We start from the raw sequence: 15,615 nt of genomic DNA, 5'->3' as shown, positions 1-15,615 counted from the left end.
GTGATAAATTGGTGCAAATTAACGCCGTATGGCACATAACGCCAACTTTTCGCAGTGGCGGATTCTGCTAGAATCATCAATTATTTTACAATTTGATCAGCGCTAAATACTGCTTCACAACAAGGAATGCAAATGAAGAAATTGCTCCCCATCCTTATCGGCCTGAGCCTGTCGGGGTTCAGCACTTTGAGCCAGGCAGAGAACCTGATGCAAGTTTATCAGCAAGCACGCCTGAGCAACCCGGAATTGCGTAAATCCGCCGCCGATCGCGATGCTGCATTCGAAAAAATTAACGAAGCGCGTAGTCCTTTACTGCCGCAACTGGGTTTAGGTGCCGATTACACCTATAGCAACGGCTACCGTGACGCCAACGGCGTCGACTCCAACGCAACCAGCGCCTCTTTGCAATTGACTCAGACCCTGTTCGATATGTCGAAATGGCGCGCGCTGACATTGCAGGAAAAATCTGCCGGTATTCAGGACGTCACCTTTCAGACAGACCAGCAAACGCTGATCCTGAACACCGCAACAGCCTACTTCAATGTGCTGAGCGCCATTGACGCGCTCTCCTTTACCGAAGCGCAGAAACAGGCGATTTATCGTCAGTTGGATCAAACCACTCAACGTTTTAACGTGGGTCTGGTTGCGATCACTGACGTTCAGAACGCCCGTTCACAATACGATACCGTGTTAGCGGACGAAGTGACCGCACGTAACAACCTCGATAATGCAGTTGAAACGTTGCGCCAGGTCACCGGCAATTACTACCCAGAACTGGCATCCCTGAATGTTGATGGTTTTAAAACCAACAAACCGCAGGCCGTGAATGCACTGCTGAAAGAAGCAGAAAACCGTAACCTGGCGCTGTTGCAAGCCCGCCTGACCCAGGATCTGGCGCGTGAGCAAATCCGTCTGGCGCAGGACGGTCACTTGCCAACGCTGGATTTAAACGCATCAACGGGGATCTCCGATACCTCGTATAGCGGGTCGAAAACCAACACGTCACAGTATGACGACAGCAACCTGGGCCAAAACAAAATTGGTCTGAGCTTCTCTTTGCCGTTGTATCAGGGCGGACAGGTCAATTCTCAGGTGAAACAAGCGCAGTACAACTTTGTTGGTGCGAGTGAGCAACTGGAAAGCGCACACCGCAGCGTCGTGCAGACCGTGCGTTCCTCCTTCAACAACATCAATGCCTCTATCAGCAGCATTAACGCGTATAAACAAGCCGTTATCTCTGCACAAAGTTCATTGGATGCCATGGAAGCCGGTTATTCCGTCGGTACGCGTACCATCGTGGATGTGTTGGATGCCACCACCACGCTGTACAACGCGAAGCAACAACTTTCCAGCGCTCGCTATAACTACCTGATTAACCAGCTGAACATCAAAGCTGCGCTCGGTACGCTGAACGAACAGGACCTGGTTGCTCTGAACAACACGCTGGGCAAACCGATTTCCACTACGCCAGATATCGTGGCGCCGGAAAACGCACAGCAGGACGCCAGCGCTGACGGCTATACTGCCGACAACGCTGCCCCGGAAACGCAGCCTGCGTCAGTACAACCGACCAGCAGCAACGGCAACAACCCATTCCGTAACTGATAAAATTGCCGATGGCGCTCTGCTTACCGGGCCTACAAACGCGTAGGTTCGGGAAGCGCAGCGCCAGCTGGCGCTAAATTGCTGGTCGAACGTAAGGCAACGTAAAGATCCCGCGATTTCCCCGCATTCTCGCCTCTTCTCGCTTCATTTTCGACCAGCCATCCTCTATCCTGAGCATTATTTGCCATATTCACTACTGGGTCCTGGAAGACGAAAATGAAACGGACAAAATCCATACATCACGCCTCGTTCCGCAAAAGCTGGAGCGCTCGCCATTTAACGCCGGTCGCACTGGCGGTCACCGCAGTCTTTATGCTGGCAGGCTGTGAACAAACCGATGAAACGGTTTCGCTTTATCAAAATGCGGACGACTGTTCTGCAGCTAACCCAGGTAAAAGCGCGGAATGTACAACGGCATTCAACAATGCCGTGAAAGAAGCAGAACGTACCGCGCCAAAATATGCCACGCGTGAAGATTGCATCGCCGAATTTGGCGAAGGCCAGTGTCAGAAAACGCCTGCCCAGGCAGGAGTGGCACCAGAGAATCAGGCACAGGCGCAACAATCCAGCGGCAGCTTCTGGATGCCGTTGATGGCAGGTTACATGATGGGCCGCATGATGGGCGGCGGCGCAGGCTTTGCGCAGCAACCGCTGTTTAGCTCGAAAAACCCGGCCAGCCCTGCTTACGGTAAATATACCGATGCTGGCGGCAAGAACTACGGTGCCGCGCAGCCAGGCCGCACCATGACCGTACCGAAGACGGCGATGGCGCCTAAACCGGCAACCACATCAACCGTGACGCGCGGTGGTTTTGGTGAATCTGTTGCGAAACAAAGCACGATGCAGCGTAGCGCCAGCGGCACCACAACTCGCTCGATGGGTGGCTGATACTCATGGAAAGAGTCAGTATTACTGAGCGCCCGGACTGGCGCGACAAAGCCACAGAATACGGTTTTAATTTTCACACCATGTACGGCGAGCCCTACTGGTGTGAAGATGCGTATTACAAGCTGACGCTCGCCCAAGTTGAGAAACTGGAAGAGGTCACCGCTGAGCTGCACCAGATGTGCCTCAAGGTGGTTGAGAAGGTCATCGCCAGCGATGAGCTCATGACGAAGTTTCGTATTCCGAAGCATACCTGGGGATTTGTTCGCCAGTCATGGCAGACGAGTCAGCCTTCGCTCTATTCCCGCCTTGATCTGGCGTGGGACGGCATCGGTGAACCCAAACTGCTGGAGAATAACGCTGATACCCCGACCTCGCTCTATGAAGCGGCATTTTTCCAGTGGATCTGGCTGGAAGATCAACTCAATGCAGGCAACTTACCGGAAGGTAGCGATCAGTTTAACAGCCTGCAAGAGAAGCTGATCGAGCGCTTTGCAGAACTTCGTGAGCAGTACGGTTTTCAACTGCTACATCTAACCTGCTGCCGCGATACGGTTGAAGATCGCGGTACGATTCAATACCTGCAGGATTGTGCAGCTGAAGCCGAAATCGCCACTGAATTCCTCCACATCGAAGATATCGGTCTCGGTGAAAAAGGTCAGTTCACGGACTTACAGGATCAGGTTATTGCCAACCTGTTCAAGCTCTATCCGTGGGAGTTTATGCTGCGCGAGATGTTCTCCACCAAACTGGAAGATGCTGGCGTTCGCTGGCTGGAACCGGCATGGAAGAGCATCATCTCCAACAAAGCTCTGTTACCGTTGCTGTGGGAAATGTTCCCGAACCATCCGAACCTGCTGCCAGCCTATTTCGCCGAAGATGACCATCCGCAGATGGAAAAATTCGTCGTGAAGCCTATCTTCTCTCGTGAAGGTGCCAACGTCTCGATCATTGAGAACGGTAAAACGATCGAAGCGGCGGAAGGCCCGTACGGTGAAGAAGGTATGATCGTGCAACAGTTTTATCAGTTGCCAAAATTTGGCGACAGCTACATGTTGATCGGCAGTTGGTTGATTAACGATCAACCAGCCGGGATCGGCATTCGCGAAGACAGAGCGCTGATCACTCAGGATCTTTCCCGTTTCTACCCGCATATTTTCGTTGAGTAATTCGTTGTGCCGGGGGGCGACTTCGCCTTACCCGGCCTGCGGCGCAAACGCCAGGCCCGATAAGCATAGCGCCATCGGGTATTAATCACCCCACCTGTACCGACAACATACTCAGGCTGCCCATCTCGATACCGTCCACCGGTATTGATACTGGCTCTTTGCCATCCCACGCACCTAACACATACAATAGTGGCAGGTAGTGGTCCGGCGTTGGATTCGACAACGAACCCCCTTCATGCTCGAGATAGTTAACCAGCGGATGCTGCTCAACGGGTCCCTGCCACGTCAGATTCGCCTTCACATAATCATTGAATGATGTCGCCCACGGATACGGCGTATTCTCACCGTGCCAGCGCGCCGTGCGCAGGTTATGCACCACGTTACCGCTGGCGACCAGCATAATGCCTTCATCGCGCAGGACCGCCAGTTTACGCCCCATTTCGAGGTGCCAGGCGGCGGGTTTTGTGCTGTCGATGCTTAACTGCACCATCGGGATATCCGCGTCGGGATACATCTTGATCAGCACTCCCCAGGAGCCATGGTCAAAGCCCCAGGCCTCTTTATCGAGCGTAACAGGAACAGGAGACAGCAACTCCACCAGACGTTGCGCCAACTCTGGCGAACCGGGCGCCGGATAGTGGGTATCGTAAAGCGCCTGTGGAAAACCGCCAAAATCATGAATGGTTTTCGGGGCTTCCATTGCCGTCACGCCGGTCCCGCGGGTGAACCAGTGAGCCGATACCACCACAATCGCTTTCGGACGCGGTAATACCTCCCCCAGGTGCCGCCAGGCGCGGGTATAGACGTTATCTTCCAGAACATTCATTGGACTGCCGTGACCCAAAAACAATGCTGGCATACGCGTTGAAGACATGATGATATCCTTACTCAGGGAGGTCATTTTGATATCCTCACAATACGCTTTTTCGGTAGTTGAAGAACTCAGATAACCATGATGAAGATCATCAGTTATTTTGAAGGTCAGGTCCGGACAGCAGAATCATAAGGAGTTGTCGATGTCAGTACCTTTAATTCTGACCTTATTGGCGGGTGCCGCCACTTTTATTGGCGCCTTTCTTGGCGTGCTGGGACAAAAACCCTCTAATCGCGTGCTGGCGTTTTCGCTGGGATTCGCGGCAGGCATCATGCTGCTTATCTCGCTGATGGAAATGCTGCCGGCAGCGTTGGCAGCGGAAGGCATGTCCCCCCTCTTAGGCTACGGCATGTTTATTACTGGACTGTTGGGTTATTTCGGGCTGGATCGCCTGCTTCCCCACGCCCACCCGCAAGATTTAGTACAGAAAACAACGCGGCCGCTGCCTGGCTCCATTAAACGCACCGCCATCTTATTGACGCTGGGCATCAGTCTGCACAATTTTCCGGAAGGGATCGCGACGTTTGTTACCGCCAGCAGCAATCTTGAACTGGGCTTCGGGATTGCTCTGGCGGTCGCCTTACACAATATTCCCGAAGGTTTAGCGGTTGCCGGGCCGGTTTATGCCGCAACAGGTTCAAAACGTACGGCCATTTTCTGGGCAGGGATTTCCGGTATGGCGGAAATTCTCGGCGGCATATTAGCCTGGTTAATTCTAGGCAGTTTGATTTCGCCTGTCGTAATGGCGTCGATTATGGCTGCGGTGGCGGGAATTATGGTGGCGTTATCCGTAGATGAATTAATGCCCCTGGCAAAAGAGATCGACCCTAATAATAACCCCAGCTACGGCGTTCTGTGTGGGATGTCGGTGATGGGACTCAGCCTTGTGATACTTCAATCGATGGGAATCGGGTAACGCAACCACAGATGTTGTCCTCATCATTCAGGACAACATCATGCTTTCCTATCAAGAATATATGAGAATAAAAGTTATTCCTGGTCCCTGGCAACACGACTATCTTCGCCTGTGCGGCGAAATAGCGTGTTGCGAGCCTCGAGCAGCGCGTCCCTGTCTTGTCTGAACGCTCTGCAATAACGTTTCATATGGCAAAAATAACCCACGACGACAAGAACAATTAATACAATCCAATACCAGGCGATAAACATCCTTTTACCCTTAAAATTTAACATTGCCAAACATTTAACGTTAAAATTTTACATACCTATCTTTAGGTATATTCATATACTGGCACAGTATGAAATTGAGAATATGATTTTGATCATAGAGAAAAAGATTGGGCTTTTATTAAAGGCCAGACCGTCCGCAAAATTAACGTCTGTGGGATAAACGGTGTATTTTTTCGAACCAATAAAAACAAAAAACCGAAGTCAGTAAACTGGCTTCGGTTTCTTTCATCACGTATTACCACCCGACGGGTGGTACGCCAGTCAGCTGGCCTTACGCGCGTGCGCCTGGCGGTAAGCCACCAAATCTTCAATGGTGACGACAGCCATATTGTGTTCACCTGCAAACTTGATGCACTCCGGCGCGCGAGCCATTGTGCCGTCATCGTTGGTCAGTTCACACAGAACGCCTGCAGGTTTAAAACCTGCCAGCGTCACCAGATCGATGGTCGCTTCCGTATGGCCGCCGCGAGTCAACACCCCACCAGCCTGAGCGCGCAGCGGGAAAACGTGCCCCGGACGGTTGAGGTCAGAAGGTTTAGCACCGTCGGCAATGGCAGCACGCACAGTGGTAATGCGGTCGGCCGCAGAAACACCGGTGGTCACGCCTTCAGCGGCTTCAATCGTCACCGTAAAGCCCGTGCCGTAAGCGCTGGTGTTATTTTCCACCATCATAGGCAGGTCGAGCTGTTTGCGGCGATCTTCAGTGATACACAGGCAAACGATGCCGCTACCGTGACGAATGGTCAATGCCATCTGCTCAACGGTCATTATTTCGGCAGGGAAAATCATATCGCCTTCGTTTTCACGATCTTCGTCGTCAAGCACCATCACTCCGCGTCCTTCACGCAGCGCGGACAGAGCGTGTTCGACACGATCAAAAGGCGTACCAAAAGAGGAAAGTAGCGTCTGATTCATGGTAAAAAAACCTCACTAAAATTATGGTTACCAGAATCAGGGCAGTCTTAGGAGTACCGCTATGCGGCAAAAAAATAACGTGAGCGGGTCCATGCCCGGCTGGATCGTTACTCTCTCCCATCCGGACTCTAACCGTCGGCTCCGGAATTACACCGGATCTGCTGACCTTTGAGTTTGCACCCAAAGCGCTCGCGGGCTTTCAACATAGGTTGATTTACCGCCGGTGGGGAATTTCGCCCCGCCCTGAGAATAAGCGAGATAACTATAACGCTATTGATTACCTTCATCAACGCCTTTACTCAGCCACAGGTCACACAATTCTGGTTTATGCCTCACGCAGATCGCACTACAATGTGCCTCAACACTTACCAGTTCAGGGAAACCACAATGATTGACCCGAAAAAAATTGAGCAAATCGCTCGCCAGGTTCACGAGTCGATGCCGAAAGGGATCCGGGAGTTCGGGGAAGACGTCGAGAAGAAAATTCGTCAAACGCTGCAATCACAGCTGACGCGTCTCGATCTGGTGAGCCGCGAAGAGTTTGATGTGCAAACTCAGGTGTTACTGCGTACCCGTGAAAAGCTGGCACTGCTTGAGCAGCGCCTCAGTGAACTGGAAACGCGCCAGTCGCCTGCCGACGTCAAACCTGCGCCTGCCATTCCGCCAGTGGATACACAAGAGTAAAAAAAGAAACGGGCCAATGGGCCCGTTTCTTTTTTCAGTGTTCGAGTTCTAATTGTTTTGCTCGTGTCGCCTGTTGGCAGTAAAGCGCGTAGCGCTTGCAGAACCAGCTCCGGTGCTCCTCATCCATGTTTCCGGTGACGGCATGGATATCGACAGGGCGACCTTCAGCCTGCATTCTGGCAAAGCTACGGGCCAGAAAATCGAAGTTGTTCAACGAATACACATTCTTGTTGTTCATGAGCATACCCTCCAGTTAACGAATTTCTGATAAGGCCATATGCTTTTTCTGATTCCAGTATTCGCTTCTGGGCGCAAAGTATTTGTACATTATGTGCGCAAAACACCTGCAGGAAGTCACACTTTTCCAGGAAATGTAAAGGGATGGGAGTAAATGATAACGGAATGCTTATCAGACCTGCATCGCGCAGAGGCTCACAGGCCTGATAAGGTGTGTACAGCGCCGCCTAACTTACTGGCGGAGAGATTACTTGTCGCTGTCTTTCTGGATTTTTTTGATGATGTTGGTCGTTGAACAACCGTCTTCGAAGTTCAGCACCAACACTTCGCCGCCGTTGGCCCATACCTCTTCACTGCCCGCAATCTCTTCCGGCTTGTAGTCGCCGCCTTTCACCAGCAGATCCGGCAGTACGCCTGCAATCAGACGCTGTGGGGTATCTTCTTCAAAAGAGACCACCCAGTCGACGGCTTCCAGCGCGCCCAATACGATCATGCGTTGTTCGAGCGGATTGACCGGACGCGTTTCGCCTTTCAGACGTTTAGTCGACGCATCGCTGTTGACTGCCACAATCAGGCGGTCGCCCAGTTTGCGCGCATTCGCCAGATAAGAAACGTGTCCGGCATGCAGGATATCGAAGACACCGTTGGTCATCACCACTTTCTCACCGCGCTTACGCGCGCTGGCAACGGCCTGCTTCAGCTCATTTTCAGTCATCACGCCAAAGCCCGTATCAGCACGACCGCGTACGGCATTTTCCAGCTCGATGGGCGAAACGGTGGATGTCCCCAGCTTACCGACGACCACACCTGCCGCCGCGTTGGCGAAGTAACAGGCTTCTTCCAGCGATTTTCCTGCCGCCAGCGTCGCCGCCAGCACGCCAATCACCGTATCACCCGCACCGGTGACGTCATACACTTCCTGCGCCTGGGTCGGCATATGCAGCGGTGCTTTGCCCGGCTGCAACAACGTCATCCCTTGCTCAGAACGCGTCACCAGCAGCGCAGAGAGATCGAAATCCGCAATCACTTTCATGCCGCGAGTGACAATCTCTTCTTCGTTTTTACACTTACCGGCCACCGCTTCAAACTCTGACAAATTCGGGGTCAGCAGCGTGGCGCCACGGTAGCGTTCAAAATCGGTGCCTTTCGGGTCGATCAATACCGGCACGCCCGCTTTGCGCGCCAGCGCGATCATCTGCTGAACGCTGGCCAGCGCGCCTTTCGCATAGTCAGAGAGTACCAGCGCGCCAATCGAACCCAGCGCCTGATTAATGCGCTCATGCAGCGGTTGTGGATCGACACCTTCAAAGCCTTCTTCAAAGTCCAGGCGAATCAGCTGCTGGTTGCGTGAAAGTACACGCAGTTTGGTGATGGTGGGATGTGTCGGGACAGAAACAAAGTCGCATTTCACATTCACAGCCGCCAGCGTTTTGCTGAGCGCACGCGCGGCATCATCAATGCCGGTCAATCCGACCAGACGTGAATTGGCCCCCAGGGACGCAATGTTCATCGCCACGTTAGCCGCGCCACCAGGACGTTCCTCAATGGTGTCCACTTTGACAACGGGTACTGGCGCTTCCGGTGAAATACGGCTGGTCGGCCCGTACCAGTAGCGATCCAGCATCACGTCACCAACAACCATGACCCCTGCACGTTCAAACTCTGGCAGCGTTACTTTCATTCCTGTCTCCTGAGAGATTCAAAATTTGCGCGCGATAATAGCACATTTCACTCGGCAACCAGCCACTTCTGCCAGCTGGCCCTTACCCGTTCACGCTCTTTGCTAAAACACGTCTGCGCCACATGCCCCGGCAACTCTTGCAACGCCAGGTGGTGAAGTTCGTCGCGCAGCGTGGTGTAGGCCAGCGTCAGCGCCTGCGCTTCCTGCTCTTCCATAATGTCGTTTTGCGCCAACAGCTCCAGAATGCGCACATTATCTGACCAGCGCGTCAGCTTCGGCTTCTCATGCGCGTAGCGCAGCACCAGATATTGCGTAATAAACTCAATGTCGGTGATCCCACCCTCGTCAGCTTTAATATCAAAGCGGTCGCGATGCTTATTCCCCAGATGCGCGCGCATCTTTTCACGCATTTCACGCACGTCGGTTTGCAGTGTTTTGCCGTCGCGAACGAGAGTCATGATCGTACGTCGCACGGCGTCAAACTGCGCAGTCAGTTGCGGATCACCATACACCACGCGCGCACGCGCCAGCGCCTGATGTTCCCACGTCCAGGCTTCGTTTTGCTGATAATCGGCGAAGGCTTCGGCTGAAGTAACTAACATTCCCGCCGCGCCGGACGGGCGTAATCGCGCATCCACCTCATACAAAATACCCGAGGAAGTTCGGGTGCTGAACAGGTGCATAATCCGCTGCGACAAGCGCAGATAGAACTGCCTGCCGTCAATTTCGCGCTCGCCATCGGTCATCACGTCCATCGGACAGTCGTGAAGGAAAATCAAATCCAGATCGGAACTGTAGCCCAGTTCCCAGCCGCCCAGCTTACCGTAACCGACCACGGCAAAGCCTCGCCCCTGGCGCTCGCTCAGATGCGTCGGCTGACCGTAACGCGCCACCATTTGCGTCCACGCCTGTTGCACCACAGCGTCGATGATGGCTTCCGCCAGCCAGGTCAAATGGTCGCTGACTTTCATCACCGGTAACGTGCCTGCAATATCCGCCGCCGCGATGCGCAATAGCTGAGTTTGCTTAAACTGCCGCAACGCCTCCAGTTGCTGCTCTTCGTCATCTTCCGGCACACGCAGCAGATACTGACGCAACTCATCACGGTAAGCGTCCGTCGCGGTCGGCTGATACAGCGTGTTCGGGTCGAGCAGTTCGTCGAGCAACAGTGGGTAGCGCGCCAGTTGGCTGGCGACCATCGGGGAGGCAGCACAAAGCGAGATCAGATGTTTTAGCGCCCCCGGGAATTCGCTCAGCAATTCGAGGTACGTGGTGCGGGTTACAATGCTCACCAGCAACGGCGTAATACGCGACAGCGGCACAAAGGCGTCTTCACGGGAACAGACGTCGCTGAGCAGATGTGGCATCAGATGATCGAGGACCTGACGGCCACGCGGGCCAATGGGGCGTTTATCCAGCTCTTTGCGAAAATCCGCAATCAGCGCCAGCACGCGTCCCCGCCCCTCGTCGGTAAGATGGGCCAGAACTGGCGTGGAGTCATCTTCCTGTAGCGTATCCTGCCACAGTTCGCGCCACTGTTCCGACAATGACTCTTCCTGCGTCTCGGTTTCGTCATCGCCAATCAACTCATTAAACACCCGGCGCACATTCGCCATATGACCGTCCAGCTCGTCGGTGAGCTGCGACCAGTCATCCGTATCCATTCCCCACGCCAGACGCGCACGATTCAGCTCATCCCCCGGCAGTGTCTGCGTTTGCTCATCATTGATGCTTTGCAGCAGGTTTTCCAGGCGGCGCAAGAAGAGATAAGCAACTCGCAACTGTTCCGCGTCATTCTCCGACAGCAGATGCAGCGCCGCAATCGCATTCAACGTAGGTAAAAGAGAGCGTGACTGCAGTGAAGGTTCGCGACCACCGCGAATGAGCTGGAATACCTGGACAATAAATTCGATTTCGCGAATGCCGCCCGCGCCGAGTTTGATATTGTCTTTCAGACCCCGGCGGCGAACTTCACGGGCAATCATGCCCTTCATGTTTCTCAGAGACTGGATCACACTGAAGTCGATGTAGCGGCGGAAGACGAAAGGTCGCAGCATGGCACGCAATTCGTCAACATAGACGCCATCGGTATCGCCCATGATCCGCGCTTTAACCATCGCATAGCGTTCCCAGTCACGCCCCTGCTCCTGGTAATAATCTTCCAGCGCGGCAAAACTCAACACCAGCGGGCCGCTGTCGCCAAACGGACGCAGACGCATGTCCACACGGTAAACAAAACCATCCTGCGTGGGTTGGTCCAGCACCTTGATGAGTCGTTGCCCCATCCGCGTGAAGAACTGCGCGTTATCCAGCTCACGTCGCCCGCCTTGCGTGGAACCGTGCTCCGGCCAGGCAAAAATCAGGTCGATATCGGAGGAGAAATTCAGCTCGCCGCCGCCCAGTTTTCCCATTCCTAAAATCAGCAGCGGTTGCGGGACGCCACTCTGGTTGCAGGGGGTTCCCCACTCACGGCAACAGGCGGCGTACAGCCAGTCCCGCGCAGCGATGATCAGCGTTTCAGCCAGATGGCTTAATTGCTGCAAAATACTCTCTTCTTCCACAAGCCGCAGCGCCTGCGCCCAGGCAATACGTACCATAATGCGACGGCGAAACACCCGCAACTCACGCATCAGCGCCGCTTCGTCAGCAACCTGCGCCAGTGCCTCCTGCAACCAGGCCGCGTAATGTTGCCATTCGTCGGCCTGCGGCGACGTGCTTTCCAGCTCAGCAAGCCATTCGGGATGCGCAATAACGCTGTCCCGAACAAAATCACTGAAGGTAAGTACTGACTTCGCCTGAACACCCGGCGTCGTCTCTGAGATTGCGGCTGGCAGGTGCTCAACAACGGTCTGCCAGTACTGCTGTAAGGGAGAAGAGAGCGGCTTCATAAAAGACGTATCCTTGCCAGATTATCGTTTTCCGCTGTGCAGCCAGAACGGTTCCTGAGAAATCGCTTCGTTGCGGAAATGTTCAATTTCAATATATTGGCGGGTCGCAATCGCATAACGCAATCCCTGCCAGTTCTCCAGCCAGCCCTGCGCCACATGGGTGTCGTAATAACCGGCCAGCAATAAGATGCTGTCAATGTTACGGTTCAGGCGCGGAAGCTGATCGTTATACTGATCGCCTAACGGCTGGTCGAAAACAGATTTCAGATCAGCGGCGTGCCGTGAGAGGTGAGTATCCGCAAAGCGCTTAAACGAACCCGAAATTTTGTCCTGCGCTTTGGCATCCAGGAACGGCTGCCAGCCTTTGGTCACCAGCCATTCCGTCAATGCCAGTTTAGCCATCGCTGTTTGTGTACTGTAAACCGCCGTTACCGCTGAAACCGCAGAGGCGATCGTCGCTTCTGACTGGGTTAACAAATCACGTAAGTGAGCGCTCGCTTTACGAGGAACAATCCCGCCGAACAGCATGATGGTGTGGCGAACCAGTCCCATTGCTGCCAGAACATCGGCTTTGGCCTTTTTCTCACCGCGAACCCACAACTCTTCATGGTATTGCCACTGTGACAACGCTAACTCCAGCGCAGCCTCAAGCCCCTGCTCAACGCTGGCTTTCGCTGGCACCTTCAGAATTCGTGTCGCGTTGATTTCACGCGGCGGGTTTCCCTGCGCCAGATGGTAGCCACGGGCTGCTTTGCTCAGGCTGCCCTGGCGTAATCCGGATTGCGAAACCAGCTGATTTGCCAGTTTCAGCACGCTGCGCGTATCGCCTTTTAACAGCTCAAGCTCCAGTTCGCAGATAGGCTCCGCGAACTCTCCCGCCTTCACATCCCCCAGATCGAGCGCGATTTCAATCTGGCTGCCTTCAACCTCAACCACCCATTTTTCACGATAAAAATCAGTGCGGAACAGCGGCTGTACGCGTGACGCGAGATCGGCTGGCATTTCGCCGTTGGGCCAGACTTCGGGAGGGAGTTTGGCGAGATCCAGCGTCGGTTCGGTCAGCGGTACATTGTATTCCGGACGCTGATGCAGTCCTCCTGTCACCCGGCCAGCGATTTTCAGGGTCATTTCATAATGACCGTTCTCGCCCCGAATACGCAGTCCCATATCGTGACTACGCAACCAATTATCTGATGTTTCGTAGTAAATGTTCAGCAATTGACTGGGGGCATGATGCTCCCCGCCTAACGTGTGCAGATGGTCACGCAGTGCGTCTACCGCTTCGCGATTGACGATAAATTTTAATTCGATTTCCTGAGCCATGGCCTTGTACTTATGGGTTATGTCACATATGGGAAGAATGACGGCGAACTTAATGCGTTCTTGTTTGTCAGTACATAGTATTTTGCGCCAAATTGCCATACAACGAGCAATTTGACGGGCGTAAAAGTTTGAAACAGTGGCATAGATGACACAGAAGATTCCGATTGATGTCGAATGCTTTGCGTAGAGACACTGATGCCACTACTATCGTTCCACTTTCTATGACAATAACGACAGCCTGATGCCAAAATTACGCCTGATTGGATTAACTTTACTTGCACTTAGCGCCACTGCCGTCTCCCATGCTGAAGAAAAGCGCTATGTTTCTGATGAACTGAACACCTGGGTCCGCAGCGGTCCGGGGGATAACTATCGCCTGCTGGGTACGATTAACGCCGGTGAGGAAGTGACACTCTTACAAACCGACGCGAATACCAATTATGCTCAGGTAAAAGACAGTACCGGCCGTACTGCCTGGATCCCGATGAAAGAGTTGAACAGCACGCCCAGCCTGCGTATTCGCGTACCGGATCTGGAAAATCAGGTCAAAACGCTGACCGATAAGCTCAACAATATTGATACGACCTGGAATCAGCGCACCTCCGACATGCAGCAAAAAGTGTCCCAGAGCGACAGCGTGATTAACGGGTTAAAAGAAGAGAACCAGAAGCTGAAAAACGAGCTGATTGTTGCGCAGAAGAAAGTCGATGCTGCCAGCGTGCAGCTTGATGACAAGCAGCGCACCATCATCATGCAGTGGTTCATGTATGGCGGCGGCGTGCTGGGTCTCGGTCTGCTGCTCGGCCTCGTCCTGCCGCACATGATCCCAAGCCGTAAACGCAAAGACCGCTGGATGAACTAAATCGCCTTCTCCCCCGCACTGACATATCATTGAGAGATGATGTTTTTCAGGAGAGGAAGTGGCGTGAAGATTTATCTGGTCGGTGGTGCTGTTCGGGACGCGTTATTAGGGCTACCGGTTAAAGATAAAGATTGGGTGGTGGTTGGCGCCACGCCTCAGGAGATGCTTGACGCGGGCTACCAGCAGGTAGGCCGCGATTTTCCCGTATTTCTTCATCCGCAAACACGTGAAGAGTATGCGCTGGCGCGCACCGAGCGTAAATCGGGTTCCGGCTATACCGGCTTTACCTGTTATGCCGCCGCCGACGTGACGCTGGAAGACGATTTGCAGCGCCGTGACCTGACGATCAACGCCCTTGCGCGTGACGACGACGGTCAGGTAATCGACCCGTATCACGGGCGTCGCGATCTGGACAACCGCCTGCTACGCCATGTCTCTCCCGCTTTCAGCGAAGATCCGCTGCGCGTCCTGCGCGTGGCGCGTTTTGCCGCCCGTTATGCCCACCTTAGCTTCCGTATTGCTGATGAAACCATGACGCTCATGCGTGAGATGACGGCTGCCGGTGAGCTGGAACACCTCACGCCGGAAAGGGTGTGGAAAGAAACCGAAAATGCCCTGACCACACGTAACCCACAGGTCTTCTTCCAGGTTCTCCGCGACTGCGGCGCGTTGCGCGTGCTGTTCCCCGAAATAGACGCCCTGTTTGGCGTCCCCGCCCCGGCAAAGTGGCACCCGGAAATCGACACCGGGATCCACACGCTGATGACGCTGTCGATGGCCGCCATGCTCAGCCCTGAAGTGGATGTGCGCTTTGCCACGCTGTGTCACGATTTGGGGAAAGGGTTAACGCCAAAGGAGTTCTGGCCGCGTCATCACGGTCATGGCCCGGCGGGCGTTAAACTGGTGGAACAGTTATGCCAGCGTTTACGCGTTCCCAATGACATTCGCGATTTAGCCAAACTGGTGGCGGAGTTCCACGATCTCATTCATACCTTCCCCATCTTGCAGCCAAAAACGATCGTTAAACTGTTCGATTCGATTGATGCCTGGCGAAAACCGCAACGGGTGGAACAAATCGCGCTGACCAGCGAAGCGGATGTTCGCGGGCGTACGGGCTTTGAAGCGGCGGACTATCCACAAGGCCGCTGGTTACGAGAAGCCTGGCAGGTGGCACAGGCCGTACCGACCAAAGAGGTGGTTGACGCAGGATTCAAAGGCCAGGCGATCCGTGAAGAGCTGACCCGGCGCCGTATTGACGCCGTGACGGACTGGAAAGCATTGCGCTGCCCGAAGCCGGAATGATT

At 54.0% G+C, this 15,615-nt stretch carries 15 protein-coding genes and 1 riboswitch; of the genes, 7 read left to right on the top strand and 8 right to left on the bottom strand.

Annotated elements, in window-relative coordinates; genetic code table 11:
• Positions 1-132 precede the first annotated feature (132 nt).
• Positions 133-1,605, top strand: a complete 1,473-nt coding sequence (gene tolC, locus AC07NP_RS19140) for an outer membrane channel protein TolC (RefSeq protein ID WP_494661420.1) — start codon at positions 133-135, stop codon at positions 1,603-1,605.
• Between the two features lie 32 nt (positions 1,606-1,637).
• Here the strand turns inward: tolC and AC07NP_RS19135 are convergent, their stop codons facing one another.
• Entirely contained in the window at positions 1,638-1,793 is a 156-nt protein-coding gene (locus AC07NP_RS19135; RefSeq protein WP_494661419.1) for a hypothetical protein, read from the bottom strand.
• Between the two features lie 28 nt (positions 1,794-1,821).
• Here AC07NP_RS19135 and AC07NP_RS19130 point away from each other — a divergent pair, with 28 nt between their 5' ends.
• Positions 1,822-2,493, top strand: a complete 672-nt coding sequence (locus tag AC07NP_RS19130; protein ID WP_494661418.1) for a DUF1190 family protein — start codon at positions 1,822-1,824, stop codon at positions 2,491-2,493.
• Positions 2,494-2,498: 5 nt separating this feature from the next.
• On the top strand, positions 2,499-3,659 hold the full coding sequence (locus tag AC07NP_RS19125; RefSeq protein ID WP_494661417.1) for a glutathionylspermidine synthase family protein: 1,161 nt from the start codon (positions 2,499-2,501) through the stop codon (positions 3,657-3,659).
• Positions 3,660-3,744: 85 nt separating this feature from the next.
• On the opposite strand, the gene ygiD is transcribed toward AC07NP_RS19125, so the two are convergent.
• Positions 3,745-4,533, bottom strand: coding sequence for a 4,5-DOPA-extradiol-dioxygenase (gene ygiD, locus AC07NP_RS19120; RefSeq protein ID WP_494661416.1), 789 nt, complete (start codon positions 4,531-4,533; stop codon positions 3,745-3,747).
• A gap of 142 nt (positions 4,534-4,675) precedes the next feature.
• Between ygiD and zupT the strand changes: the two genes are divergently transcribed.
• On the top strand, positions 4,676-5,449 hold the full coding sequence (zupT, locus tag AC07NP_RS19115; RefSeq protein WP_192613513.1) for a zinc transporter ZupT: 774 nt from the start codon (positions 4,676-4,678) through the stop codon (positions 5,447-5,449).
• A gap of 74 nt (positions 5,450-5,523) precedes the next feature.
• On the opposite strand, the gene AC07NP_RS19110 is transcribed toward zupT, so the two are convergent.
• A complete protein-coding gene (locus tag AC07NP_RS19110; protein WP_494661415.1) occupies positions 5,524-5,700 on the bottom strand; it encodes a hypothetical protein in 177 nt (58 codons plus the stop codon).
• 282 nt (positions 5,701-5,982) lie between these two features.
• Complete coding sequence (ribB, locus tag AC07NP_RS19105; protein ID WP_192613514.1) at positions 5,983-6,636, bottom strand: 3,4-dihydroxy-2-butanone-4-phosphate synthase; 654 nt, start codon at positions 6,634-6,636, stop codon at positions 5,983-5,985.
• 105 nt (positions 6,637-6,741) lie between these two features.
• A riboswitch (FMN riboswitch) is annotated at positions 6,742-6,891 on the bottom strand.
• 132 nt (positions 6,892-7,023) lie between these two features.
• Here ribB and ubiK point away from each other — a divergent pair.
• Complete coding sequence (ubiK, locus tag AC07NP_RS19100; protein WP_203359954.1) at positions 7,024-7,320, top strand: ubiquinone biosynthesis accessory factor UbiK; 297 nt, start codon at positions 7,024-7,026, stop codon at positions 7,318-7,320.
• Between the two features lie 34 nt (positions 7,321-7,354).
• Here ubiK and glgS read toward each other — a convergent pair whose 3' ends face one another.
• The 4 genes from glgS to AC07NP_RS19080 all read right to left on the bottom strand — a co-directional run bounded on the left by glgS (position 7,355) and on the right by AC07NP_RS19080 (position 13,449).
• Positions 7,355-7,564 (bottom strand): cell surface composition regulator GlgS, encoded by a 210-nt coding sequence (glgS, locus tag AC07NP_RS19095; RefSeq protein WP_192613516.1) that lies wholly within the window; start codon positions 7,562-7,564, stop codon positions 7,355-7,357.
• 240 nt (positions 7,565-7,804) lie between these two features.
• Complete coding sequence (gene hldE, locus AC07NP_RS19090; RefSeq protein WP_494661414.1) at positions 7,805-9,238, bottom strand: bifunctional D-glycero-beta-D-manno-heptose-7-phosphate kinase/D-glycero-beta-D-manno-heptose 1-phosphate adenylyltransferase HldE; 1,434 nt, start codon at positions 9,236-9,238, stop codon at positions 7,805-7,807.
• 47 nt (positions 9,239-9,285) lie between these two features.
• Complete coding sequence (glnE, locus tag AC07NP_RS19085; RefSeq protein ID WP_494661413.1) at positions 9,286-12,126, bottom strand: bifunctional [glutamate--ammonia ligase]-adenylyl-L-tyrosine phosphorylase/[glutamate--ammonia-ligase] adenylyltransferase; 2,841 nt, start codon at positions 12,124-12,126, stop codon at positions 9,286-9,288.
• A gap of 21 nt (positions 12,127-12,147) precedes the next feature.
• Positions 12,148-13,449: a CYTH domain-containing protein gene (locus AC07NP_RS19080; protein ID WP_494661412.1), complete on the bottom strand. Its 1,302-nt coding sequence runs from the start codon at positions 13,447-13,449 to the stop codon at positions 12,148-12,150.
• A 241-nt stretch (positions 13,450-13,690) separates the two neighbouring features.
• Here AC07NP_RS19080 and AC07NP_RS19075 point away from each other — a divergent pair, with 241 nt between their 5' ends.
• A complete protein-coding gene (locus AC07NP_RS19075) occupies positions 13,691-14,311 on the top strand; it encodes a TIGR04211 family SH3 domain-containing protein (protein ID WP_203359950.1) in 621 nt (206 codons plus the stop codon).
• A gap of 63 nt (positions 14,312-14,374) precedes the next feature.
• Positions 14,375-15,613: a multifunctional CCA addition/repair protein gene (locus AC07NP_RS19070; protein WP_494661411.1), complete on the top strand. Its 1,239-nt coding sequence runs from the start codon at positions 14,375-14,377 to the stop codon at positions 15,611-15,613.
• The last annotated feature ends 2 nt before the right edge of the window (positions 15,614-15,615 follow it).

This window comes from Citrobacter sp. GW821-FHT07H02, from assembly GCF_059418505.1.
Note: the sequence above shows the minus strand (reverse complement) of the source record. Positions and strands in the feature narration are given on the sequence as shown.